This window comes from Streptomyces sp. SCSIO ZS0520 (genome assembly GCF_025643355.1).
GTDB classification, from domain to species: domain Bacteria; phylum Actinomycetota; class Actinomycetes; order Streptomycetales; family Streptomycetaceae; genus Streptomyces; species Streptomyces physcomitrii.
In genome coordinates this window covers 6,765,774-6,788,839 of the sequence record NZ_CP092644.1, presented here as the reverse complement: position 1 = coordinate 6,788,839, position 23,066 = coordinate 6,765,774, and the positions used below count along the sequence as shown (strand labels likewise).

Here is a 23,066-nt window from a genome sequence, read left to right as displayed (position 1 = left end):
CGGGTCAATTCACGGCCGCTCAGCCCGGTCGCAAAAATAACCCCCGGGAATTACGTGCACTCTTGAAAACGCGTCACTTGTTTTCCCCCGGAGAATTACGGACCACGGGCGCGCTGTCATGGAACCTTCACGTCTTTCCCACAGGATCCGCGCCCGGTCCGGTGCGGGCGGACACCGACAGGCGGCGAGCGAAACCCATGGTCTCCCCCACGGACACCCGTATCGAGGCACAGCCCGCACTCCCGCCCGCCCCCGCGCGGGGCCGCGGCCGGATCCTCGTCGACTGGCTGACCACCACGGACCACAAGAAGATCGGGCACCTGTACCTGATCACCTCCTTCTGCTTCTTCCTCGCCGCCGGGCTGATGGCCCTGCTGATGCGCGCGGAACTGGCCCGCCCGGGCCTCCAGGCGCTCTCCAACGAGCAGTTCAACCAGCTCTTCACCCTGCACGGGACGATCATGCTGCTGCTGTTCGCGACCCCCACCTTCGCCGGGTTCGCCAACGAGATCATGCCCCTGCAGATCGGCGCCCCCGATGTGGCCTTCCCCCGCCTGAACATGCTCTCGTACTGGCTCTTCCTCTTCGGCGGCCTGATGGTGATCGGCTCCCTGCTCACCCCGGACGGGGCCGCGGACTTCGGCTGGTTCGCCTACGCCCCGCTCAACAGCGGTGAGCACACCCCGGGCGTGGGTGCCGATCTGTGGATCATGGGGCTGGCGCTCTCGGGCTTCGGCACGATCCTCGGCGCGGTGAACTTCCTGACCACCATCATCGGGATGCGCGCCCCGGGGATGACCATGTTCCGGATGCCGATCTTCACCTGGAACGTGCTCTTCACCTCGATCCTGGTGCTGATGGCCTTCCCGGTGCTCGCCGCCGCGCTGCTCGCCCTGGAGGCCGACCGCCGGTTCGGCGCCCAGGTCTTCGCCCCGGCGAACGGCGGCGCGCTGCTGTGGCAGCACCTGTTCTGGTTCTTCGGGCACCCGGAGGTCTACATCATCGCGCTGCCGTTCTTCGGCATCATCACGGAGATCATCCCGGTCTTCGCCCGCAAGCCGATCTTCGGCTACGCGACCCTGGTGGCCGCCACCATGACCATCACCGGGCTGTCCGTGGTCGTCTGGGCGCACCACATGTTCGCCACCGGCGCGGTGCTCCTGCCGTACTTCTCGCTGCTGTCCTTCCTGATCGCGGTGCCGACCGGCGTGAAGTTCTTCAACTGGTCCGGCACCATGCTGCGCGGCTCGCTCTCCTTCGAGACCCCGATGCTCTGGGCGACCGGCTTCCTGGTCTCCTTCCTCTTCGGCGGCCTGACCGGCGTGATCCTCGCCTCGCCGCCGCTCGACTTCCACGTCACCGACACGTACTTCGTCGTCGCCCACTTCCACTACGTGGTCTTCGGCACCGTCGTCTTCGCGACCTTCGGCGGATTCCACTTCTGGTGGCCCAAGTTCACCGGCAAGCTGCTCGACGAGCGGCTCGGGAAGATCCACTTCTGGACGCTCTTCACCGGCTTCCACACCACCTTCCTGGTGCAGCACTGGCTGGGCGCCGAGGGCATGCCCCGCCGGTACGCCGACTACCTGGCCGCCGACGGCTTCACCGCGCTCAACACCCTCTCCACCATCGGCGCCTTCCTGCTCGGCCTGTCCACGCTGCCCTTCCTCTACAACGTCTGGCGTACGGCGAAGTACGGCGAGAAGGTCACCGTCGACGACCCCTGGGGGTACGGGCGTTCGCTGGAGTGGGCCACCGCCTGCCCGCCGCCGCGGCACAACTTCGTCACCCTGCCCCGGATCCGCTCGGAGTCCCCGGCCTTCGACCTGCACCATCCCCGCTACGCGTATCCGGCCGTGAAGGACCACCCCCACGCGCCAGTGAGTCAGACAGACGGTCCCGGAGCACCCGGCACTCCTCGATGAGCGCGGTGGGCTCCAGCACCTCGAAGGCGAAGCCGAGCAGCAGGACATGCAGGAGCAGGACGTCCGTCCGGTGGGCCCCGGTGCGCAGCAGGCAGCTGGTCGCGCTCTCCGCCTCCAGGACCCCGTCCGAGGGCGAGACCCGGGCGGCCGCCTCCGCCAGCGGTACGAAGAGCCGCACCACCGCCCGGACCGCGTACACCCCGGTGGAGACGCCGCGGGAGACATAGGCCGCCAGGTCCTCGGCCGGCGGCGGGCGGGGCACGAAGCGCGGGCCGTGCGGCGGGCGGAGGGTGAGCCGGTCCACCCGGAAGGTGCGCCAGTCCTCGCGGTCCAGGTCCCAGGCGACCAGGTACCAGAGCCGTTCGGTGCAGACCAGGCGGTGCGGTTCGGCCCGGCGCCGGGTCTCGGTGCCGCCGTGGTCGCGGTAGCCGAAGCGCAGCGTCACGAAGTCCCGGCAGGCGTGGGCGAGTTCGGTGAGCAGGCCCGGGTCGGCGGCGGCCGCTCCCGGGCCGCGGAGCAGGGGGACGGTGTACGCGGTGAGCGCGCCGACCCGGCGGCGCAGCCGGTCCGGGAGCACCTGCTCCAGCTTGGCGAGGGCGCGTACCGAGGTCTCGCCGATGCCCTCGACGCCGTGCCCGGCGGCCGTCCGCAGCCCCACCGCGACGGCCACCGCCTCCTCGTCGTCGAGCAGCAGCGGGGGCAGTTCGGCGCCGGCACCGAGCTGGTAGCCGCCGCCGGTGCCGGGGCTGGCGTTGACCGGGTAGCCGAGTTCGCGCAGCCGGTCCACGTCCCGGCGCACGGTGCGCGCGCTCACCCCGAGCCGGTCCGCCAGCGCCGTGCCGGACCACTCGCGGTGGGCTTGCAGCAGGGACAGCAGGCGCAGCAGTCGGGCCGAGGTCTCCAGCATGGCGCCGAGTCTGCCAGGCCTTGCGGACAGGCCGCGTCCGCAAGGCCGGTCGTACGGCGGCCTCGGTCGGGTGCGGTTCCGGGGTCGGGTGCCGTTCCGGGGTCGGGTGCGGTTCCGGTCGGGTGCGGGCGGGGCCCTCGCGGTCGCGGCCGTACGCGATCCCGGTCGGGCCGCGCCTCGGGCACTCGGCCCGCTCGGGCCCGGTCCCCCCGGGAACGCTTCAGCCCGGTCACCCGGGAACGCGCCCCCTCAGACCCGGTCCACCGCCAGCGAGAGGTTGTTGTCGACGGTGTAGTACGGCCGGGCCGTCAGCTCGCCGCCCGCGGTCGGGACCGTGGTGGGCGGATAGGTGAACACCGCCTTGCGGTCGGCGATGTCGTCGAGCAGCCGGGCGAGGCGGGCTCGCGGTCCCGGTTCGCCCTCGGGCAGCAGCCACAGGTCCCAGACGCCGGGCCCGGCCGCCTCGGTCAGCTGCGCGTAGTCCACGCAGAGGGTGAAGGCGCCGGCGGTGCCGGTGAGTTGGGCGCGTACCACCGGCTTGTCGCGGTGGCGGCCGCGGAGTTCGGCGTGCCCGCCGGGGGTCAGCCGGGCGCCGATCAGCCGCCCGTGCACGGTCAGGCGCTCCTCGGTCGGCAGGATCTCCCCCGCCTCGGCGTGCGGGGCCCGCCACCAGCTGCGCACCGTCAGATTGCCGTGCTTGGTCGCGTACGGGATGCGCACCGCGACATGGCCGAGGGCGCCGCCGGGGACCCGGTCGACCAGCGAGCGCAGGTCGAGCAGGCGGGGCGTGAGGCGCAGCGGCTCCTCCCCGGTCACCTGGGCGAAGGCGTCCCAGCGGCCCTCGGCGAGGGAGACCCCGCTCGGCAGCGCCGCCCGCAGATGGCCGCCCGCGGACGGGGCCAGCGGCAGCCGCACCTCCTCGGCGGTCTCGGCGGTCTCCTCGCCGGTGCGCCGCCTGAGCAGCAGGTGCGCGGTGCCGGGCGTGCCCGGGTCCTCGACGTCGAAGGTGAGTCCGCCCGCCGAGTCGGCGACGCAGTCGGCGTGCAGCAGCTGCGGCGCCGCGTCCTCGCGCCGGTCGTCCGGGGAGGCCGGAAGCAGGGTGGTCATGCGGTGCGCCCCTTCAGGATGGCGGTACGGCCGGCGTCGCCGAGGGCGTAGACGCTGCCGAGCAGCGCTCCCCTGGTGCGGTGCAGGGAGCCCCGCATCCGGCCGCCGCCGCGGCGGGTCAGGTCGGTCAGCAGGGACTCGAAGCGCTCGCCGACCTGCGAGGGGTCGAAGCGCTCGGAGTCCCGCAGGGCGGCCGCGGCCATCCCCCTGCGCAGCTCGTCGTCGTTGATGAGTTCGAGCAGGCCGGAGGCGATGGACTTGGCGCTGCCGGTCTTCACCAGGCGCCCGTCGACCCCGTCGTCGATGATCTCGCCGGGCCCGTGCGGGCAGTCGGTGGCGACCACCGGCAGCCCGCAGCGCATGGCCTCGACGATGGTCATCCCGAAGGACTCCAGGCTGGAGGTGACCGCCGCGATGGAGCCCTTGGCCCACTCGGGCTCGATCGGGTTGGCCCGGCCCATCAGATAGACGTGGTTGTAGAGGCCGAGCCGGTCGATCAGCCCGCGCAGCTTGTCCTGCTGCTTGCCCGAGCCGTAGATCCGCAGCCGCCAGTCGGGCCGCGAGGCGCGCACGATGTCGAAGGCCTTGATCAGCAGGTCGTAGCGCTTGACCGGCGCGAGCCTGCCCGCCGCGACGACCCACTTGCCGGAGCCGTCGGCGGGCTGCACGCTCGGCGCGGGCACCGAGTTGGGCACCGCCTCGATCCGCACCCCGGGCAGCCGCATCTTGTTCCGGTAGGCCCGCGCGTCCGCCTCGGTCGTCGTGGTCAGCGCGTCCAGGCGGGGGTACACGGCGCGCAGCTGCCTGCGCAGGGAGGGCGTGTGGCTGTCGAGGGTCAGGTGCTCCTGACCGATGCGCACCGGTCCCGGCCGGGTCTCGCGCGCCAGGTGCACATTGAGCCCGGGCCGGGTGCCGATGACGACATCGGCCTCGACGCCCTTGAGGTACGCGGCGATACGCCGGTCGGTCAGCCGGCTGTACTGCGCGTACCTCCCCTCGGCGTTCGGGAAGACCGAGGCGGGGCGCAGGTAGTCGGGTGCGTCCCCCTCGTAGTGCGGGCTCTCCTTGCGGATGTCGACGAGATGACGGACCTTCACGCGTGGGTCATGGCTGAAGGTCGGCTGCTCGCGGTGCCGGAAGACCGAGACGATCTCGACCTCGTGGTGCTCGGCAAGCGCGTCGGCGAGGTTGTAGGTGGTCCGGATGGTCCCGCCGATTCCGTACGCGTTGTGGAGGAGAAAGGAGATGTGCATACGGCCCCGTATCGCATTGTTTGCCTGCGGATGACCCAGCTCATCCGCCTACCGGAAGGTTAGACCCGGGTGTTCGCCCGATGGTTGGGCATCATCATGGTCTTGTTCCAAGAACGTTTCCCGATTGAGAGGTGGTTTCGGGAACTCATCTGTATCCGTGCAGGTGGGGAGCGGGATACGGCCTCGCCGGGGAATCCGCCGAACGGTGCATACACGTGTTGACGCGTGCCCTGGAGCACCGCAGGCCAGGACTTGCCGGACCGCTTTGTCGCACATGCGTGCCCCGAGGGACCCGGCGGCCCGGGGACCGTGACCCGGACGGCGGATTCCCCGTTGTCCTGGATTGAGCCGGGAGTTGCCCGGCGGCCGCACGAACCGATACCGAGGAGCCCCCCGTGCCGCGCATGCTCGACCTCAGCGACGACGTACGTGCCGAGATCGGCGACGAGGAAGCCGACAGGCTGCTCGCCGGCGACAACACCCCCGGGGGCTACGACTGCACCTCCTGCCGCACCCCCGGCGACTCGGAGCAGGAGCACACCAGCACGGTCCTGTTCGTCGGCGAGGAGACCGCGGTCCTCGCCTTCGCCCACGCCACCTGCCTGCCCTCCCAGGTGGTGCGGGTAACCGAGGACCAACTCCAGGGCGCGGTGCGCTCGCTGACCGAGGGCGAGGCCTCCGCCGCGGACGCCCCGCAGCCCGCCGTGCTCGGCGTGACCAGCGGACTCGTGCTCCTGGAGGACGAGTTGCACCCGGCGCTCGTGGTCGAGCCGACCGGCGCGGTGGCCCGGCCCGGCAGCACGGCCGGGGTGGACGAGTTCCTCTCCCTGCTGCTCGAACACGGCTTCCAGCCGCTGCCCCGCCTGGACGCCGTACCGCGGGTGCTGCACGGCTGGTCGGTGCTTGTCGCCACCGGTCAGCTGCACGCGGTCCTGCAGCCGGGCGCCTCCGGCGGGGCGCCGGTCGCCTGGTGGCAGGCGCACCGCCCGCTCCAGGTGACCGACAGCTGGCGCACCGCCGCCGCCAAGCTCCAGCAGGTGCTCGTCTTCGCCGCCCCGGCCGGTTCCATCGGCCGCCAGCCCCGCGAGGACCTGCTGCGGAACGCCCTGGACCGGGCGGCGGCGGGCGGCCTCCTCGCGGGCGCCGCGATGCCGCTCTCCGGCACCTGAGCGGGGCGGCGGGCGCCCGGGCGCACCCGATTCCCGGACCGTCGGGGCGAATTGGGCGCGCCGCCCGCATCCGAGAGCCCGGTGGGTCGTTGGCTCATACGTGCACGCCTACGACCCCAACCGCCGCCCGCTGAGCCCGATCCCCTCGATGCGCCCCGCGCACGACCTCGGGGCAGCCGTCTCCCCCACCCCGATCTACGACGCGCTCTACGCGGAGTACCGCAGGGCCTTCAAGGCGCTTCCGGGTGACCGGACGGGCGAGGAACACCTGACCTTCCGCGGTTTCGGCGCGGACCTCACGGACCTGTGGGCGGGGCGGCACGATCCGCTGCCGGGGGTCACCCACCACTCGGGCACCTACCAACTGCCGGAACCGGGCCGCCGCAAGGGCCGCCACCGCACCCCGCCGCCCGCCTGGCAGCCGGTCGGGCGGCTGCCGGGCGCCGGGGACCGGGTGCCCGCCGCGCTCCCGCCGGGTCCGCGCCGGGAGCGCTGAACCGGCGCCCGGCACACGAGGAGACCCGGCACATGAGGAGGGCCGCCCCGGCTGATCCGGGGCGGCCCTCCTCATGCCGCCTACTCGTCCCGCCCTGCGCGGCGGCTACTTCTTGCGGCCGCGCTTCTCGCGTACCCGTACCGAGATGTGGATCGGGGTGCCCTCGAAGCCGAACTCCTCGCGGAGCCTGCGCTCCACGTAGCGCCGGTAGCCGTGCTCGATGAAGCCGGAGGCGAAGAGCACGAAGCGGGGCGGCTTGGTGCCGGCCTGGGTGCCGAAGAGGATCCGGGGCTGCTTGCCGCCGCGCACCGGGTGCGGGTGGGAGGCGACGAGTTCGCCGAGGAAGGCGTTGAGGCGGCCGGTGGGCACCCGGGTCTCCCAGCCCGCGAGCGCGGTCTCGATCGCCGGGACCAGCTTCTCCATGTGGCGGCCGGTGCGCGCCGAGATGTTGACCCGGGGCGCCCAGGCGACCTGGGCCAGCTCGGTCTCGATCTCGCGCTCCAGGTAGTAGCGGCGCTCCTCGTCGAGGGTGTCCCACTTGTTGTACGCGAGGACCAGTGCCCGCCCGGCCTCCACCGCCATCGTCACGATGCGCTGGTCCTGGATGCTGATGGTGTCGGCGGCGTCGATCAGGACGACGGCCACCTCCGCCTTCTCCACCGCGGCGGCGGTGCGCAGCGAGGCGTAGTAGTCGGCGCCCTGCTGCAGGTGGACCCGCTTGCGGATACCGGCGGTGTCCACGAACTTCCAGGTCCTGCCGCCGAGTTCGATCATCTCGTCGACCGGGTCGCGGGTGGTGCCGGCGAGTTCGTTGACGACGACGCGCTCCTCGTCGGCCACCTGGTTCAGCAGGGAGGACTTGCCGACGTTGGGGCGGCCGATGAGGGCCACCCGGCGGGGGCCGCCGACCGCCGTGCCGAAGCGCTGCGCGGGCGCCTCGGGCAGCGCCTCCAGTACGGCGTCGAGCATGTCGCCGGTGCCGCGGCCGTGCAGGGCGGAGACCGGGTGGGGCTCGCCCAGGCCGAGCGACCAGAGCGCGGTGGCGTCGGCCTCGCCGCTCGGGCCGTCCACCTTGTTGGCCGCGAGCACCACGGGCTTGCCCGCCTTGCGCAGCAGGCGGACCACGGCGGTGTCGGTGTCGGTGGCGCCCACCGTGGAGTCGACCACGAAGACCACGGCGTCGGCGGCCTCGATGGCGTACTCGGCCTGGGCGGCGACGGAGGCGTCGATGCCGAGGACGTCCTGCTCCCAGCCGCCGGTGTCGACGACCTTGAAGCGGCGGCCCGCCCACTCGGCCTCGTAGGTCACGCGGTCGCGGGTGACGCCGGGCTTGTCCTCGACGACGGCCTCCCGGCGGCCGATGAAGCGGTTCACCAGGGTCGACTTGCCGACATTGGGGCGGCCGACGACGGCGAGCACCGGCAGCGGGCCGTGACCGGCCTCCTCGATGGCGCCCTCGACGTCCTCGGCGTCGAAGCCCTCCTCGGCGGCCAGCTCCATGAACGCCGCGTACTCGCTCTCGCCGAGTTCGCCGTGGTCGTGCTCCGCGGCCTCGAAGGCCGCCGAAGGCTCGGCGTCCCCGGGCTGGATGGGGTCGTTCATGAAGTGCGTACCTCGTTCATCGTGGTGATCGTGGCCCACCGGCGCGGGCGGCCCACTGCTCAAGTGTCACTCAGCGCCCGGTCAGCCGCCTGGCGTTCTCCAGGTGGGCGGCGAGCCGCTCCTGGATCCGCACGGTGGCCTCGTCGAGCGCCTTGCGGGTGCGCCGCCCGCGGGCCGTACCGGGACCCCCCGAGGCCTCCTGCGCCTCGAAGGGTTCGCCGAAGACCAGGTCGATCCTGCTGCGCAGCGGCGGCCAGGCCGGTATCAGGCGGCTGCGCCCCTCGGCGCTGCCGAGCACCGCCACCGGCACGATGGGCGCCCCGCTGCGCACCGCGAAGTAGGCGAGTCCGGCCCGCAGCGAGCTGAAGTCGCCCTCGCCGCGGGTGCCTTCGGGGAAGATGCCGAGCACGCCGCCGTTGTCCAGGACGCCCAGGGCGCGCGTGATCGCGGCGCGGTCCACCGAGTCGCGGTCGACGGAGAGCTGCCCGATGGCGTCGAGGAAGCTGCCGAGCGGGCCGCCGAACATCTCCTTCTTGATCAGGAAGTGCACGGGGCGCGGGGAGGCGCCGAGCAGCATCGGCCCGTCCACGAAGTGCGAGTGGTTGACGGCGAAGATCAGCGGACCGCGGGCCGGGACCTTCCAGGCGCCGAGCACCCGCGGACGGTAGAAGCCGTGCACGAGCGGGACGCCGATGCGTCTGCCGAGTTCGGCGCTCCGCTCGGTGGGCGCCGGTGCGGGAGCGCTCACTTCGCGGCCCGCTTCTCCTCGACGAGGGTGACGACGCACTCGATGACCTGCTGGAGGGTGAGCTCGGTGGTGTCCACCTCGACGGCGTCGTCGGCCTTGGCGAGCGGCGAGGTCTTGCGGCTGGAGTCGGCGGTGTCCCGCTTGATCAGCGCCTCGCGGGTGGCCTGGACGTCCGAGCCCTTCAGCTCACCGCTGCGGCGGGCGGCGCGCGCCTCCGGCGAGGCGGTCAGGAAGATCTTGAGGTCGGCGCCCGGCAGCACGGTGGTGCCGATGTCGCGGCCCTCGACCACGATGCCCCCGGCGGCGGAGGCGGCGATGGAGCGCTGCAGCCCGGTGATCCGGGTGCGCACCTCGGGCACCGCGCTGACGGCGCTGACCTTGGAGGTCACCTCGGGGGTGCGGATGGCCTGCGCCACGTCCCTGCCGTCCACCGTGATGGCGGGGGCGGCCGGGTCGGTGCCGGAGACGATCTCGGGCTTGGCCGCGGCGGCGGCGATGGCGGCCGGGTCCCCGACGTCGATGCCGTTCTCCACCATCCAGCAGGTGATCGCCCGGTACTGGGCGCCGGTGTCCAGGTAGCTGAGGCCGAGCTGGGCGGCGACGGCCTTCGAGGTGCTCGACTTGCCGGTGCCGGAGGGGCCGTCGATGGCGACGATGACGGCCGGGGTGGTCTCGGCGGCGGTTTCCACGGCGAAGGACACCTTCCTGGTACGGGGTGAGGGCGCGAGCGGGGCGCGAATGTGCCCCGCACAAGGTTACTGGCTCCGCGAAGGCCCGGTTCACGGCCGTCGGACGCGGACCCCACACCGTACCTTCCGGGGGCGCGGGGGGTGTCGGCAGCTTCCGGTACGCGGGATCCGCCGGCCGCCTGCTGCCCCGGCCCACCGGAGCACGCGCCCGCCGCGAGGCCGGGGCACGGACGGGACGGGGCACGGACGACCGCGGCTGGGACGACCGCGACTGCCCCGCCCGCCCGGCGCCCCCTCAGGTGCGCAGCGCCCAGCCCTGCTCGCCGAGAGCCCGGGTGAGCACCGGCACCGCGCCCGGCTCCACCATCAGCTGGACGAAACCGGCCTGCTGCCCGGTGGCGTGCTCGATGCGGACGTCCTCGACGTTGACCCCGGCGCGGCCCGCGTCCGCGAAGATCCGGGCGAGCTGCCCCGGCTGGTCGTCGATGAGCACCGAGACGCTCTCGTACGTCCGCGGGGCCGCGCCGTGCTTGCCGGGGACCCGGACCTGCCCGGCGTTCCCGCGGCGCAGGACCGCCTCGATGCCCGAGGCGCCCTGGGTGCGCTTGTCCTCGTCGGAGGAGTGCAGGGCGCGCAGCGCGGCCACCGTCTCGCCGAGGTCCTCGGCGACCTCGGCGAGCACGTCCGCGACCGGGCCGGGATTGGCGGAGAGGATGTCGATCCACATCCGGGGCTCGGAGGCGGCGATCCGGGTCACATCGCGGATGCCCTGGCCGCACAGCCGGACCGCGGCCTCCTCGGCCTCCTCCAGGCGGGCGGCGACCAGGCTCGACATCAGATGCGGCATGTGCGAGACCAGGGCGACGGCGCGGTCGTGCGCCTCCGCGTCCATGACCACCGGGACCGCACGGCACAGGGCGACGAGTTCGAGGGCGAGGTTGAGGACCTCGGTGCCGGTCTCCGGGGTGGGCGTGAGCACCCAGGGCCGCCCCTCGAAGAGGTCGGGGACGGCGGCGAGCGGTCCCGACCGCTCCCGGCCGGACATCGGGTGGGTGCCCAGGTACGCCGAGAGGTCGAGCCCGCGGGCCCGCAGTTCGCGCAGCGGCCCGCCCTTGACGCTGGCCACGTCGAGGTAGCCGCGGGCGAGGCCGCGCTCCATGGCGTCCGCGAGGGTGCCCGCGACCCGGGCGGGCGGCACCGCCACCAGGGCGAGGTCGACCGGGCCCTCGGGGGGCGTGTCGGTCCCGGCGCCGAGGGAGGCGGCGGTGCGTACCGCCTCGGGGTCGTGGTCGGCCAGGTGCACCCGCACCCCGCGGGAGGCGAGGACCAGGGCGGCCGAGGTGCCGATGAGTCCGGTGCCGATGACGAGCGCGCTTCTCACTGGGCGATGTCCTTGCGGAGGGAGGCGGCGGCCCCGAGGTAGACGTGGGTGATCTCGGCGCGCGGGCGGTCGGACTCGATGTGCGCGAGCAGGCGGACGACCCGGGGCATGGCGCCCTCGATGTCGAGTTCCTGGGCGCAGATCAGCGGGACGTCGGTGATGCCGAGCTTGCGGGCGGCGGCGGCCGGGAAGTCGCTGTGCAGATCGGGGGTGGCGGTGAACCAGATGCTGATCAGGTCCTCGGTGCCGAGGCCGTTGCGGGCCAGGACCGCGGTGAGGAGTTCGCTGACCTGCTCGTCCATGTGCTCGGCGGTGTCCCGCTCCAGCTGGACGGCGCCCCTGACCGCTCGTACCGCCACCCTGTCGCTCCTTGCCTGGTCGTGCTCGTGCTGCCGTGCCCGCCGCGGGCGTCCTCCGGGCGGCCGACGCCGCTTGCGGCGTACGCGCCCAGGGTAGTCAGCCCGGGCGGGGGCGGCGCACCGAGCCCGCCCTTGGAGACCGCGGCCGGAGCCCGGCCCGGGCCGTGCGGCGGGCCCCCGGCCGGGGGCCGAAAAGCCGTGGTGGGCGGGGGCGCCCGCTCGTAGTCTCGGCGCATGTCCGAAGCCGCAGCGGGCGCTGTCCTGCCCGATCCGCCCGGCCCCGCCGCCCTGGTGGAGCGCCACACCGTGTACGCCTGTGTCATGGGCTCGCGCGCCTTCGGCCTGGCCACCGAGGGCAGCGACACCGATCTGCGGGGCGTCTTCGCGGCCCCCGCCCCGCTGTTCTGGCGGTTCGAGAAGCCGCCGGGGCATGTGGAGGGCCCCGCACCGGAGCAGTTCTCCTGGGAGATCGAGCGGTTCTGCTCGCTCGCCCTGCGCGCCAACCCGAACATCCTGGAGTGCCTGCACTCCCCGCTGGTCACGCACCTCGACGACACCGGCCGCGAACTCCTCGCCCTGCGCGGGGCCTTCCTGTCCCGCCGGGTGCACGAGACCTTCGTCGGCTACGCCCGGGGCCAGCACAAGAAGCTCGAAGCCGATGTCCGCCGCCACGGCGCACCGCGCTGGAAGCACGCCATGCATCTGCTGCGGCTCCTGATGAGCTGCCGCGATCTGCTGCGCACCGGGCGGCTGGTCGTCGAGGTGGGCGAGCAGCGCGAGCCGCTGCTCGCGGTGAAGCGGGGCGAGCTGTCCTGGACCGAAGCCGAGAAGTGGATGCACCGCCTCACCGCGGAGGCCGAGCAGGCGGCGACCCGCACCCCGCTGCCCGCGCAGCCCGACACCCGCCGGGTGGAGGACTTCCTCGTGGGGGTGCGGCGGCGGTCGGTGGCCTGACCGCCGCCCTCGCTCACCGGGCCGGTGCCCGCCCGGAGTCGTGAGCATCCACCGCTCAGGCGTCCCAGAGCGCCCCGAGCGTCACCAAGCGGCTTTCGTACTCGATGCGGTCGGCCCATTCGCTGGGCCAGGTGCCGGTGCCGTGGTGGGCCCCGGCGAAGGCGCCGGTCAGGGCGGCGAGCGAGTCGGAGTCGCCGGAGGTGCAGGCGGCCCGGCGCAGGGCGGTGACCGGTTCGTCGGCGAACTGCAGGAAGCAGAGCAGCGAGGTGGCGAGCGCCTCCTCGGCGATCCAGCCCGCGCCGGTGGCCTGGCAGGGGTCGGTCTCCGGGGAGACGGATCCGAGTGCCGAGCGCAGCCGCTCCAGGGCGTCCAGGCACTCGTCCCAGCCGCGCCGGATGAACTCCTCGGCCGAGGCCGCGCGGCTCCGGGTCCACAGGTCGCCGAGCCAGTGCTCGTGGTAGGTCTCCCGGTTGTCCAGGGCGTACGAGCGCAACTGGCCGACCAGCTCGGCGGGTTCGCTGCCCTCGGCGAGCAGGCGTATCGCGTGGGCGGTCAGGTCGGAGGCGGCGAGCGCGGTGGGGTGGCCGTGGGTGAGGGCGGCCTGCAACTGGGCGCCGCCCGCGCGCTGTTCGTCGCCGAGGCGCGGGACGAGGCCGAGCGGGGCGACCCGCATATTGGCGCCGCAGCCCTTGGAGTCGATGCGGCCGGCGTCCTGCCAGGGGCGCCCGGGGTCGGCGAGGAGCTCGCAGGCGCGCAGGCAGGTGGCGCCGGGGGCGCGGTCGTTCTCCGGCGAGACGGACCAGTCGACGAAGGCCGCCCGTACCGCCTCGGTCATCTGCGGGGCGTCCAGCGGGCCGCGGTCCATCGTCTCGCGCAGGGCGTCGCCGAGGGCCAGGGTCATCTGGGTGTCGTCGGTGACCCGGGCGGGGTCCGGCAGGTCCAGCTCCCGCCAGGGGCCGTGCGCGGCGAGGATCGCGGGCAGGTCCTGGAACTCGGTGGGTGCGCCGAGCGCGTCCCCGAGGGCGAGTCCGAGCAGCGAACCGGTGGCGGCGGCGAGCACGGGAGGCTGGGTCATCAGGGGCGTCCTTCGGGTCGCAGGAGCGGCGGGTGCAGGGCAGTGGCCGGGCCCGCGCGGTAGAGGGCGGCGGGTTTGCCGCGGCCCCCGGTGAGGCGGGCGGCGCCCGGGACCGGCTCGACGAAGCCGGGGGTGGCGAGCACCTTGCGGCGGAAGTTGGGCCGGTCCAGGCGGGTGTCCCAGACCGTCTCGTAGACCTGCTGGAGCTCCCCGAGAGTGAACCGCGGCGGGCAGAACTCCGTTGCCAGGCAGGTGTATTCGAGCTTGGCGCCGATGCGCAGCCGGGCGTCGGCGAGGATCTCGGCGTGGTCGAAGGCGAGCGGTCCCGCGGCGGCGGGGGCCACCCAGTCGGCGCGGGCCGCGTCTCCCCCGCCGCGCGGCTCGGGCAGGTCCGGTACGAGCGCGGTGTAGGCGACCGAGACCACCCGCATCCGCGGATCGCGGTCGGGTGCGCTGTAGGTGGCCAGCTGCTCCAGGTGCACCGCGTCGGCCAGTGGCCCGGCGAGCCCGGTCTCCTCGGCGAGTTCGCGGCGGGCGGCGGACTCCGCGGACTCCGCGGGCAGGACGAAGCCGCCGGGCAGGGCGCGGTGCCCCGCCCAGGGTTCCTGCCCGCGTTCGACGAGCAGCACCTGGAGCAGGCCCTCGCGGACGGTGAACACCGCCAGATCGACCGCCACCGCGAAGGGTTCGAAGGCGTACTTGTCGTAGCCCTCGGGCTTGTCGTGCTCCTCGGGCTTCTCGTGCTCCCCCGGCTTGTCGTCGGGCTTCTCCGGCCTGTCGTCGTGCCCCTCCCGGCGTGCGGCCCGTACGCGGCCGGTGCCCGCGGGGCTCACCGGCCCTCCCCCGCACCGGCGCCCGTCAGATCGGGCAGCGGATCGCCGAACTCCCAGCCCGCCGCGAGCAGGGCGTCCACCGCGCCGACGGCCGTCCGCAACCGCTCCTCGCGGGAGCCGCGCAGGTGCACGAACGGCCGCCCGGTGCGCAGGAGTTCGGCCTGGAAGCGCCCGGTCATCCAGGGGCGCAGCTCCTCGCCGTCGCGCAGTCCGTCGTCCTCGAAGGGCACCGACGCGTGGTCGGTGAGCAGCCACAGATCGTGCCGTACGCGGTCGGCGATCTCCTCGGTACGGGGGCTGCGGCCGCCGAGGTAGCGCTCGTGCCAGAGCGTGGTCGCGAAGGAGTCGGTGTCGCAGAAGAGCACCGGTCCGCCCGCGCAGGCGGCCTCCTCCTCCAGGGCGTTCTGCCGCTCGGCGATGAGCGGGAACTCCGCCGCGGTGAACTCCGCGTCCTCCCACCGCGCTTCAGGCCACCGGTCGCGCAGCGCGGCCAGCTTGCGCTCGCTGTACCGGCGCCCGTACTCGGGCACCCAGCGCGTCCGGGCCCAGACCCCGCCGCGCGCCCGGTAGTGGGCGGCGAGCGCGCGGGCCAGGGTGGTCGTCCCGGTCGACTCGGCGCCGAGCACGACCACCCGCCGGGTCAGCGCGGCCCGTACCGGCGGGGCGAGGTGGTGCCACTGGGCCACCGGGTCGGCGCGCACCGCGGTGCCGGAGACCGGGAAGGCCTCCCGGGCCGGGTCGACGGACTCGTGGACCGCCCCGAACCGCCGGGCCAGCTCCGCCCCGTACTCCTCGGAGGTGAACACCGCGTCCACCTTCTCCGGCACGCCCCGGCGGAAGACGGCCAGGTGCGCGTCCCAGATCTGCGGGTCGGCGAGGTTCATCGGGATGTCGTCGACGACCCCGACGACCCGGCAGTCCGGGTGCACCTCCCGCATCCACCGGACCCGGTCGGCCAGCGGCAGCGTCTCCACCGAGGCGGCGCAGACCAGCACGGTCAGCCGCTCGCAGCGGGCGCGGGCGGTGCGCACCAGATGGTGGTGCCCGGCGTGCGGCGGATAGAACTTGCCGAGGACCAGGCCGTGCCGAGGGCGGCTCATGCCGCCGCCCCGGCCGGAAGCGGGCGCCCGGTCTCCAGCTCGGCGCGCCAGTTGCGCAGTCCGAGCAGGCACAGGGCGAGGAAACCGGCGTAGAGCAGGGAGGTGAGGTACAGCTCCTTGTACGCGTACAGCGGGATGTACACCAGGTCCGCGGCGATCCACAGCCACCAGGACTCCAGCCGCTTGCGGCACTGCCCGTAGGTCGCCATCAGGGAGAGCGCCGTGGTCAGCGCGTCCCAGAAGGGGACCGTCGAGTCCGTCTGCCGGTCGAGCAGCACCATCAGACCGAGGGTGCCCACCACCCCTGCCGCGCCCAGCCACAGCCATTCAGCGCGGCTGGTACGGCTGACCGCGAGGCCGCCGGGACCGGGACCACCCCCGTGGGCCCAGGTCCACCAGCCGTACGCGGCAAGGGTGATGAAGACCAGCTGGAGGGCGGCGTCCGCGTACAGGCCCGAGTCGGTGAACAGCAGGATGAACAGCAGGTTGTTGGCGATGCCGATCGGCCAGTTCGCCATCCGCTGGCGCGCGACGAGCCAGACGCACAGCGCCCCGCTGCCGAAGCCGAGCACCTCGGTCCAGCTGACCGGGGTGTCGAGCACGGTGAACAGGGTCGTCCGCAGGGGATCGAGCAGGTCCGCGAGACTCACTCCCGCCTCCTTAATGGTCAGTACGACTATAAAGAGGGGGAGGTGGGGGCGCAAGGGTTTTCGGGTGGGGTGGCCGGGCGTGGCACGGGCCCAAGAGGCTCTGCCGTACGGGGAGTTGGCGGAGGCCTGGGGAGCTGGCGGAGCCTGTGGAGTCGGCGGAGGTGTGCGGAGTCGGCGGAACTCTGCGGATGATCTGCCGGGACGGCAGACGGCGGCGGCCGGTCCCCGTCACCGGGACCGGCCGCCGCCGCACACGCGTCGTCACCGGGCGGGCCCGGCGCGTTCGTACGAGAGGTCCTGCTCCGTACGGAGCCTCCCCGGGCCTACAGCTCCACCTCGCGCATCAGCATGCCGACCTCCGTGTTGGAGAGCCTGCGCAGCCAGCCGGACTTCTGGTCGCCCAGGGTGATCGGGCCGAAGGAGGTCCGCACCAGCCTCTCGACCGGGAAGCCCGCCTCGGCGAGCATGCGGCGCACGATGTGCTTGCGGCCCTCGTGCAGGGTGACCTCGACCAGGTAGTTGCGCCCGGTCTGCTCGACCACCCGGAAGTGGTCGGCGCGGGCGTAGCCGTCCTCCAGCTGGATGCCGTCCTTGAGCATCTTGCCGAGGTCGCGCGGGATGGGCCCGTAGATGGCGGCGAGATAGGTCTTCTTCACGCCGTACTTGGGGTGGGTCAGCCGGTGCGCCAGCTCGCCGTGGTTGGTGAGCAGGATGACACCCTCGGTCTCGGTGTCGAGCCGGCCGACGTGGAAGAGCCGCGTCTCCCGGTTGGTGACGTAGTCGCCGAGGCACTGCCGCCCCTCGGGGTCCTCCATGGTGGAGACGACCCCGGCGGGCTTGTTCAGCGAGAAGAACTGGTACGACTGCGTGGCGACGGTCAGGCCGTCCACCTTGATCTCGTCGTTCTCGGGGTCCACCCGCAGGCCCTGCTCGATCACGATGCTGCCGTTGACCTCGACCCTGGCCTGCTCGATCAGCTCCTCGCAGGCGCGCCGGGAGCCGTAGCCCGCGCGCGCGAGGACCTTCTGCAGCCGCTCGCCCTCCTGCTCGGCGCCGGGGAAGGTCTTCGGGGGTTTGACCTCCTTCTTGCCCGCGTACCGCTCGCGGTTGCGCTCCTCGGAGCGGGCCTCGTACTCCCGGGAGCGGGCCGGTGCGCTGCGGCCGCCGCGCTGCTGCTGCGACTGCTTCGGCCCGCCCTTGGCGCCGCCCCGGGCCGTGGCGCCGCGGCCCTTCTTCGCGCCCTCGCCGGAGGGCCCGCCGGAACCGCCCGCGTCGTAGCGGCGCTCCTCGGGGCGGGGCCGCCCGGTGCGCTTCTGCTTGTCGTCGCGCGAATTCCCTGCCCCTCGGTAGTTACCGCGCCCGCTGTCCTTGCCGCTGCTTCGCATCAAAGTTCCGTCTTGTCGTATGCGTCCTCGGAATCCGGAGCGTCCGGATCGAACGACGGCACGCCTTCCTGCGTCTCGGCCTCGATCGCCTCCGCCTCGGGGAGGAAGGGCGCGAGCTCCGGGAGTTCGTCCAGGCCGCGCAGGCCCATCCGCTCCAGGAAGTAGTTCGTCGTCGTGTACAGGATCGCACCTGTTTCGGGTTCCGCGCCCGCCTCCCCGATCAGCCCGCGCTGGAGGAGGGTCCGCATCACGCCGTCGCAGTTGACCCCGCGGACCGCCGAGACCCGCGAACGGCTCACCGGCTGCCGGTAGGCGACCACGGCGAGTGTCTCCAGGGCGGCCTGGGTCAGCCGCGCCTGCTGCCCGTCCAGGGCGAAGCCCTCCACGGCCGCCGCGTACTGCGGGCGGCTGTAGAACCGCCAGCCCCCGGCCACCAGGCGCAGCTCGAAGCCGCGGCCCTGCACGGTGTACTCGTCGGCCAGCTCGCGCAGCGCGTCCGCGACCTTGCGCCGCGGCCGCTGGAGCAGCTTGGCCAGGTGCTCCTCGGTCGCCGGTTCGTCGACCACCATGAGCACCGCCTCCAGGGCGGGCTTCAGCTCCAGCTCGGCGACGGACCCCGGGTCCCCGGCCACGGCGCTCGCCTCGGTGCCGGTCTGCTCGGTCATACGGTCTCCTCGGCGGGGGCGGAGTCGGGGGCAGGGGCGGCGGCGGGTGCGGGTGCGGGCGCTGGGAGGGGGGCCGGGCCGGGGGCGGCGGGCGCGGGTGCGGGGTCCGCGGCGGAGTCGGGATCGACGGCGGGCGCCGGACCGGCGGCCGGCTCGGGCCCGGGCTCGGGCGCCGCGGCGGTGTCCGTGCGGCGGGCCTGGGCCGGGGCGCTCTCCTGGTCGAACTCGTCGGTCACCAGCGGCTGTTCGCCCGCCTGCCCGGTCCAGCGGACGAGGAGGTCCCCGAGCGCCTCCTCCTGCTCCAGGGTGACCGCCTTCTCCCGGTACAGCTCCAGGAGCGCGAGGAAGCGGGCCACCACGGTGAGGGTGTCCCCGGCGTCCTCGATCAGCTCCCGGAAGCTCGCCTGTCCGGCCGCCCGGAGCCGCGCCACCACCACCTCGGCCTGCTCGCGGACGCTCACCAGCGGGGCGTGGATGTGGTCGACGTACACCTGCGGCTTCGGCCTCGGCTGCATCGCCTTCACGGCCAGCTTGGCGAAGCCCTCCGCGCCGATGCTGATGACGACCTCGGGCAGCAGCTCCGCGTGGTGCGGCTCCAGGCCGACGGTACGGGGACGCCGCAGCGCCTCGTCCTCCAGGCGCCCGGCGAAGATGTCGGCGATCTGCTTGTAGGCGCGGTACTGGAGCAGCCGCGCGAAGAGCAGGTCCCGCGCTTCGAGCAGCGCGAGATCCGCCTCGTCCTCCACCTCGGCGGCCGGGAGCAGCCGCGCCGCCTTGAGGTCGAGCAGGGTGGCCGCGACCACCAGGAACTCGGTGGTCTGGTCGAGGTCCCAGTCGGGCCCCATGGCCCGGATGTGCGCCATGAACTCGTCGGTGACCTTGGACAGCGCCACCTCGGTCACATCGAGCTTGTGCTTGGAGATCAGCTGGAGCAGGAGGTCGAAGGGCCCCTCGAAGTTGGCGAGCCGCACCTTGAAGCGGCCGTCGTCGGGGGTGGGGCCGGGGGTGGGGTCGGAGCTGTCGTCGTGAGGGGGCTCGTCAGCGGGGGGCGCGGGTTCCCGGGGTCCGTCTACCGGGACCTCGTCAGCCGGGATCTCGTCGGCCGGGACCGCGTCAGCCGGGCGCTCGCCTTCCGGGGTCCCGCCTTCCGGGGTCCCGCCTTCCGGGGTCCCGCCTTCCGGGGTCCCGCCTTCGGGGGCGCCGCCTTCGGGGGCGCCGCCTTCGGGGATCTCGTCAGCCGGAGGCCCGTCTTGCTGGTCGGGTTCCTCGGCGGGCTCCGGCACCCTCTCCACCGGCTGAGGCTCCGACGCCGACTCCGTCCCCGGCGGCTGAGGCTCCGTCCCCGGCGGCAGGGGCGCCGGTGCCGCCCCCGGCCCCCGGCCCAGGGCGCGGCGGCGGCCGCGCGGGGACGGGGCGGGATCGTCGGTGGTCGGCATGGTGGTCCAGTGGGGCGGGGGCTTCGGGCGGGCAGGCTATCGTTCCCCGCCCCGGTTCAGGGGGACCCCCGGCAGGGCTCGCGAGCCCGCGTCCGGAAGGCTCAGCGCCCGCGCAGGCGCCGGACGAGGATGCTGGCCTCGCCGCGCGACTCCAGGTCCGCGAGCACCACGGCGACCGCCTCGCGGACGATGCGGCCGCGGTCGACCGCGAGTCCGTGCTCGCCGCGCAGCACGAGCCGGGCGTGCTCCAGGTCCATCAGCTCCTCGGCGGAGACATAGACCGTGATCTTCTCGTCGTGGCGCTCCCGGCCGCTCGGCCTGCGGGCCGCCGCGCGACCGCCCTGGCGGCGGCGTCCGCCGGAGCCCGACTCGCCCTCCTCGGCGCCCTTGTCCTGCTTGCGGCGCCCGGGGCGGGCCTCGCCCTCCTCGGTGTGCGAGGCCTCACGGCTCGCGGCGCCGGTCTGGCCGCCCTCGGCGGTGGCGTGTTCGGCGCTGCCGCCCTCGGCGCGCGCGGAGTCGGACGGGTGGTCGCCGGAGGCCGCGGAGTCGCTCTCACCGGCCGGGGCGGGCACCCGTGCCTCGCCGCCCGCCTGGCGCTTGGGGGCGGAGGCCTGCAGGGCCGTTCCCCCGGTGGTACGGAACAGCTCGTCGGCCCCGGGCAGACTCACTCGGCGTGACACCGGGCGAGCACCTCCCTGGCGAGCTGGCGATAGGCGGCGGCACCGACGGAGTTGGAGGCGTACGTGGTGATGGGCTCACCGGCGACCGTGGTCTCCGGGAAGCGGACCGTACGGCCGATCACCGTGTGGTAGACGTGATCGTCGAAGGCCTCGACGACCCGGGCGAGGACCTCGCGGCTGTGCACGGTGCGCGAGTCGTACATCGTCGCCAGGATGCCGTCGAGCTCCAGGTCCGGGTTGAGCCGCTCCTGGACCTTCTCGATGGTCTCGGTCAGCAGGGCCACCCCGCGCAGCGCGAAGAACTCGCACTCCAGCGGCACGATCACCTTGTGCGCGGCGGTCAGGGCGTTGACCGTGAGCAGGCCGAGCGAGGGCTGGCAGTCGATCACGATGTAGTCGTAGTCCGCCATCAGCGGCTTGAGCGCGCGCTGGAGCGTGGACTCGCGGGCCACCTCGGAGACCAGCTGGACCTCGGCGGCCGAGAGGTCGATATTGCTCGGCAGCAGGTCCATGTTGGGCACGGCGGTCTTGAGGAGCACCTCGTCCGCCGCCATGTTCCGCTCCATGAGCAGGTTGTAGACGGTGAGGTCGAGCTCCATCGGGTTCACGCCGAGCCCGACCGAGAGCGCGCCCTGCGGGTCGAAGTCGACGAGCAGCACCCGGCGCCCGTACTCGGCGAGGGCGGCACCCAGGTTGATGGTCGACGTGGTCTTGCCGACGCCGCCCTTCTGGTTGCACATCGCGATGATCTTGGCGGGACCGTGGTCGGTCAGCGGCCCCGGGATCGGGAAGTACGGCAGCGGCCGCCCCGTCGGGCCGATCCGCTCCCGGCGCTGGCGCGCGGCGTCCGGCGCGAGGGTGGCGGCGTACTCGGGGTCGGGTTCGTACTCCGCGTCGGGATCGTAGAAGTGACCCTCGGGCAGCTCTTCGTAGTCTGCGGGGTGGCGAGTGACCGATGGGGTGTCCCCGCTGCGGTCCGGGACCATGCCGTTCACGTGAGGGCCATCCATGCTCTGGTGTGCTGGGGTCGGGATCTGGCGGTCGGCGGAGGCGTGGACAGCTACGGAGCCGACACCTTCGGGCCTCGCGGGATTCTGGTCCCGCGTCGGCATTCCTGGTTGACCACCCCCGGGAGCAAATGTCGACTCATTCACAAGTCGTTTTACCTCCTTGGCGACCAGGAAACTTCTAGATAGGTCAGCGTGGCACCATGCCGACGATTGGCGACTCTATGGCGTGTCACCACCTCGCAGCAACACAATCCACCGGACCCGGCAGCTTGTGTCGGGAGCCCAACACCCTTCTGTCAAGGGCACATGGCCTCCGCGGGCGATATTTTCCCGGTGTGCGAATCGGGTAAAGGCGTACGTTCGAGGCGAGTTGAGCGCGCCCGTAGCGAACAACGCAGAACGGGGTGCACAGTGACGCGACACACAGCCACACGCCTACGGCCGGACCCGTCGAGCGAGGTCCGGCCGTAAGCGTGAGCGGTGCGAACGGAGTTGACGGATCAGCCGAGCAGCGCGGCGAGTTCGACGTGCTCCATGCCGTGGGCCTCGGCCACCTCGCGGTAGACGACCTTGCCCTCATGGGTGTTGAGGCCCTTGGCCAGCGCGGGATCGCGGCGCAGCGCCTCGACCCAGCCGCGGTCGGCGAGCTCCACGACGTACGGGAGCGTGGCGTTGGTCAGCGCGTAGGTCGAGGTGTTGGGCACCGCGCCGGGCATGTTGGCGACGCAGTAGAAGACCGCGTCGTGCACCGGGAAGGTCGGCTCGGCGTGCGTGGTCGGCCGGGAGTCCTCGAAGCAGCCGCCCTGGTCGATGGCAATGTCGACAAGCACACTTCCGGGCTTCATCCGGGAGACCAGCTCGTTGGTGACCAGCTTGGGCGCCTTGGCCCCGGGGATCAGCACGGCGCCGATCACGAGGTCGGCCTCCAGGCAGGCGCGCTCCAGCTCGAAGGCGTTGGAGACCACGGTCTGGATCTTCGTGCCGAAGATGCGGTCCGCCTCGCGCAGCTTGTTGATGTCGCGGTCGAGCAGGGTGACGTGGAAGCCCATGCCGATGGCGATCTGCGCGGCGTTCCAGCCGGAGACACCGCCGCCGATGACCACGGCGCGACCGGCCGCCACACCCGGCACGCCGCCGGGCAGCACACCGCGCCCGCCCACCGGGCTCATCAGGTGGTACGCGCCGACCTGCGGGGCGAGCCGGCCGGCCACCTCGGACATCGGGGCGAGCAGCGGCAGCGCCCGGCTGGGGAGTTCGACGGTCTCGTAGGCGATCGCGGTGGTGCCGGAGTCGATCAGGGCGTCCGTGCACTCCTTGGACGCGGCGAGGTGGAGGTAGGTGAAGAGCGTCTGGCCCTTGCGCAGGCGGTGGTACTCCTCCGCTATCGGCTCCTTGACCTTCAGGAGCAGGTCGGCGGCGGCCCAGACCTCGTCCGCGGTGTCCAGGATGCGGGCGCCCGCCGAGACGAACTCGGCGTCCGTGATCGAGGAGCCGACTCCTGCCTCGCGCTCGATGACGACCTCATGGCCGTGGCGCACGAGCTCGTGCACGCCCGCCGGAGTGATGGCGACACGGAACTCGTTGTTCTTGACCTCGCGGGGGATACCGACCTTCACGTCGATCACGGTCCTTGGCTCGGGGG

Annotated in this window: 21 protein-coding genes and 1 pseudogene; 4 read left to right on the top strand and 18 right to left on the bottom strand. The window is 73.2% G+C overall.

Annotated elements, in window-relative coordinates:
• Nucleotides 1–197: 197 nt before the first annotated feature.
• Nucleotides 198–1,871, top strand: a pseudogene (gene ctaD / locus MID12_RS27540) (cytochrome c oxidase subunit I); the annotation flags it as partial.
• Here ctaD and MID12_RS27535 read toward each other — a convergent pair.
• The 3 genes from MID12_RS27535 to MID12_RS27525 form a co-directional block, all read right to left on the bottom strand.
• Nucleotides 1,786–2,832, bottom strand: a complete 1,047-nt coding sequence (locus tag MID12_RS27535; RefSeq protein ID WP_317633408.1) for a YafY family protein — start codon at nucleotides 2,830–2,832, stop codon at nucleotides 1,786–1,788. The pseudogene ctaD and the gene MID12_RS27535 overlap by 86 nt on opposite strands.
• Before the next feature lie 249 nt (nucleotides 2,833–3,081).
• Nucleotides 3,082–3,939 carry a hypothetical protein gene (locus tag MID12_RS27530; protein WP_263171487.1) on the bottom strand — a complete coding sequence of 286 codons (858 nt, stop codon included), beginning with the start codon at nucleotides 3,937–3,939 and terminating at the stop codon, nucleotides 3,082–3,084.
• Entirely contained in the window at nucleotides 3,936–5,192 is a 1,257-nt protein-coding gene (locus MID12_RS27525) for a glycosyltransferase family 4 protein (protein ID WP_040254825.1), read from the bottom strand. The genes MID12_RS27530 and MID12_RS27525 overlap by 4 nt, the downstream gene beginning before the upstream one ends.
• Nucleotides 5,193–5,587: 395 nt before the next feature.
• Between MID12_RS27525 and MID12_RS27520 the strand changes: the two genes are divergently transcribed.
• Together MID12_RS27520 and MID12_RS27515 are read left to right on the top strand one after the other, a co-directional pair.
• Nucleotides 5,588–6,361, top strand: coding sequence for a hypothetical protein (locus tag MID12_RS27520; protein ID WP_040254823.1), 774 nt, complete (start codon nucleotides 5,588–5,590; stop codon nucleotides 6,359–6,361).
• Between the two features lie 100 nt (nucleotides 6,362–6,461).
• Nucleotides 6,462–6,857 carry a hypothetical protein gene (locus MID12_RS27515; RefSeq protein WP_040254821.1) on the top strand — a complete coding sequence of 132 codons (396 nt, stop codon included), beginning with the start codon at nucleotides 6,462–6,464 and terminating at the stop codon, nucleotides 6,855–6,857.
• Between the two features lie 105 nt (nucleotides 6,858–6,962).
• On the opposite strand, the gene der is transcribed toward MID12_RS27515, so the two are convergent.
• The 5 genes from der to aroH all read right to left on the bottom strand — a co-directional run bounded on the left by der (nucleotide 6,963) and on the right by aroH (nucleotide 11,636).
• Complete coding sequence (der, locus tag MID12_RS27510; RefSeq protein ID WP_263171483.1) at nucleotides 6,963–8,459, bottom strand: ribosome biogenesis GTPase Der; 1,497 nt, start codon at nucleotides 8,457–8,459, stop codon at nucleotides 6,963–6,965.
• Nucleotides 8,460–8,529: 70 nt separating this feature from the next.
• Nucleotides 8,530–9,246: a lysophospholipid acyltransferase family protein gene (locus MID12_RS27505; RefSeq protein WP_263171480.1), complete on the bottom strand. Its 717-nt coding sequence runs from the start codon at nucleotides 9,244–9,246 to the stop codon at nucleotides 8,530–8,532.
• Nucleotides 9,204–9,896, bottom strand: a complete 693-nt coding sequence (gene cmk, locus MID12_RS27500) for a (d)CMP kinase (RefSeq protein ID WP_040258407.1) — start codon at nucleotides 9,894–9,896, stop codon at nucleotides 9,204–9,206. Before cmk ends, MID12_RS27505 begins: the two co-directional genes overlap by 43 nt.
• A 295-nt stretch (nucleotides 9,897–10,191) precedes the next feature.
• Entirely contained in the window at nucleotides 10,192–11,277 is a 1,086-nt protein-coding gene (locus tag MID12_RS27495) for a prephenate dehydrogenase (protein ID WP_263171475.1), read from the bottom strand.
• Nucleotides 11,274–11,636, bottom strand: a complete 363-nt coding sequence (gene aroH / locus MID12_RS27490) for a chorismate mutase (protein ID WP_040254815.1) — start codon at nucleotides 11,634–11,636, stop codon at nucleotides 11,274–11,276. Before aroH ends, MID12_RS27495 begins: the two co-directional genes overlap by 4 nt.
• Nucleotides 11,637–11,870: 234 nt before the next feature.
• On the opposite strand from aroH, the gene MID12_RS27485 reads away from it, so the two are divergent.
• Nucleotides 11,871–12,590, top strand: coding sequence for a nucleotidyltransferase domain-containing protein (locus MID12_RS27485; RefSeq protein ID WP_263171471.1), 720 nt, complete (start codon nucleotides 11,871–11,873; stop codon nucleotides 12,588–12,590).
• Between the two features lie 55 nt (nucleotides 12,591–12,645).
• Here the strand turns inward: MID12_RS27485 and MID12_RS27480 are convergent, their stop codons facing one another.
• From MID12_RS27480 to ald, 10 genes are all read right to left on the bottom strand, one after another.
• Entirely contained in the window at nucleotides 12,646–13,665 is a 1,020-nt protein-coding gene (locus MID12_RS27480; RefSeq protein WP_263171468.1) for an ADP-ribosylglycohydrolase family protein, read from the bottom strand.
• Nucleotides 13,665–14,342 carry an NUDIX hydrolase gene (locus MID12_RS27475; RefSeq protein ID WP_052483257.1) on the bottom strand — a complete coding sequence of 226 codons (678 nt, stop codon included), beginning with the start codon at nucleotides 14,340–14,342 and terminating at the stop codon, nucleotides 13,665–13,667. The genes MID12_RS27480 and MID12_RS27475 overlap by 1 nt, the downstream gene beginning before the upstream one ends.
• 152 nt (nucleotides 14,343–14,494) lie before the next feature.
• Nucleotides 14,495–15,598: an AAA family ATPase gene (locus MID12_RS27470; RefSeq protein ID WP_263171465.1), complete on the bottom strand. Its 1,104-nt coding sequence runs from the start codon at nucleotides 15,596–15,598 to the stop codon at nucleotides 14,495–14,497.
• Nucleotides 15,595–16,248 (bottom strand): nicotinamide riboside transporter PnuC, encoded by a 654-nt coding sequence (gene pnuC / locus MID12_RS27465; protein WP_263171463.1) that lies wholly within the window; start codon nucleotides 16,246–16,248, stop codon nucleotides 15,595–15,597. Before pnuC ends, MID12_RS27470 begins: the two co-directional genes overlap by 4 nt.
• 323 nt (nucleotides 16,249–16,571) lie before the next feature.
• The gene (locus tag MID12_RS27460; protein ID WP_040254807.1) at nucleotides 16,572–17,633 is read right to left on the bottom strand and encodes a pseudouridine synthase; all 1,062 of its coding nucleotides are present in this window, start codon (nucleotides 17,631–17,633) and stop codon (nucleotides 16,572–16,574) included.
• Nucleotides 17,633–18,298 carry an SMC-Scp complex subunit ScpB gene (scpB, locus tag MID12_RS27455; RefSeq protein WP_040254804.1) on the bottom strand — a complete coding sequence of 222 codons (666 nt, stop codon included), beginning with the start codon at nucleotides 18,296–18,298 and terminating at the stop codon, nucleotides 17,633–17,635. The genes MID12_RS27460 and scpB overlap by 1 nt, the downstream gene beginning before the upstream one ends.
• Nucleotides 18,295–19,734 carry a segregation and condensation protein A gene (locus tag MID12_RS27450; RefSeq protein WP_263171460.1) on the bottom strand — a complete coding sequence of 480 codons (1,440 nt, stop codon included), beginning with the start codon at nucleotides 19,732–19,734 and terminating at the stop codon, nucleotides 18,295–18,297. The genes scpB and MID12_RS27450 overlap by 4 nt, the downstream gene beginning before the upstream one ends.
• 101 nt (nucleotides 19,735–19,835) lie before the next feature.
• Complete coding sequence (locus tag MID12_RS27445) at nucleotides 19,836–20,414, bottom strand: hypothetical protein (RefSeq protein WP_263171457.1); 579 nt, start codon at nucleotides 20,412–20,414, stop codon at nucleotides 19,836–19,838.
• A complete protein-coding gene (locus MID12_RS27440; RefSeq protein ID WP_078845264.1) occupies nucleotides 20,399–21,526 on the bottom strand; it encodes a ParA family protein in 1,128 nt (375 codons plus the stop codon). The genes MID12_RS27445 and MID12_RS27440 overlap by 16 nt, the downstream gene beginning before the upstream one ends.
• 398 nt (nucleotides 21,527–21,924) lie before the next feature.
• Nucleotides 21,925–23,049 carry an alanine dehydrogenase gene (gene ald, locus MID12_RS27435; protein ID WP_040254801.1) on the bottom strand — a complete coding sequence of 375 codons (1,125 nt, stop codon included), beginning with the start codon at nucleotides 23,047–23,049 and terminating at the stop codon, nucleotides 21,925–21,927.
• Nucleotides 23,050–23,066 lie beyond the last annotated feature (17 nt).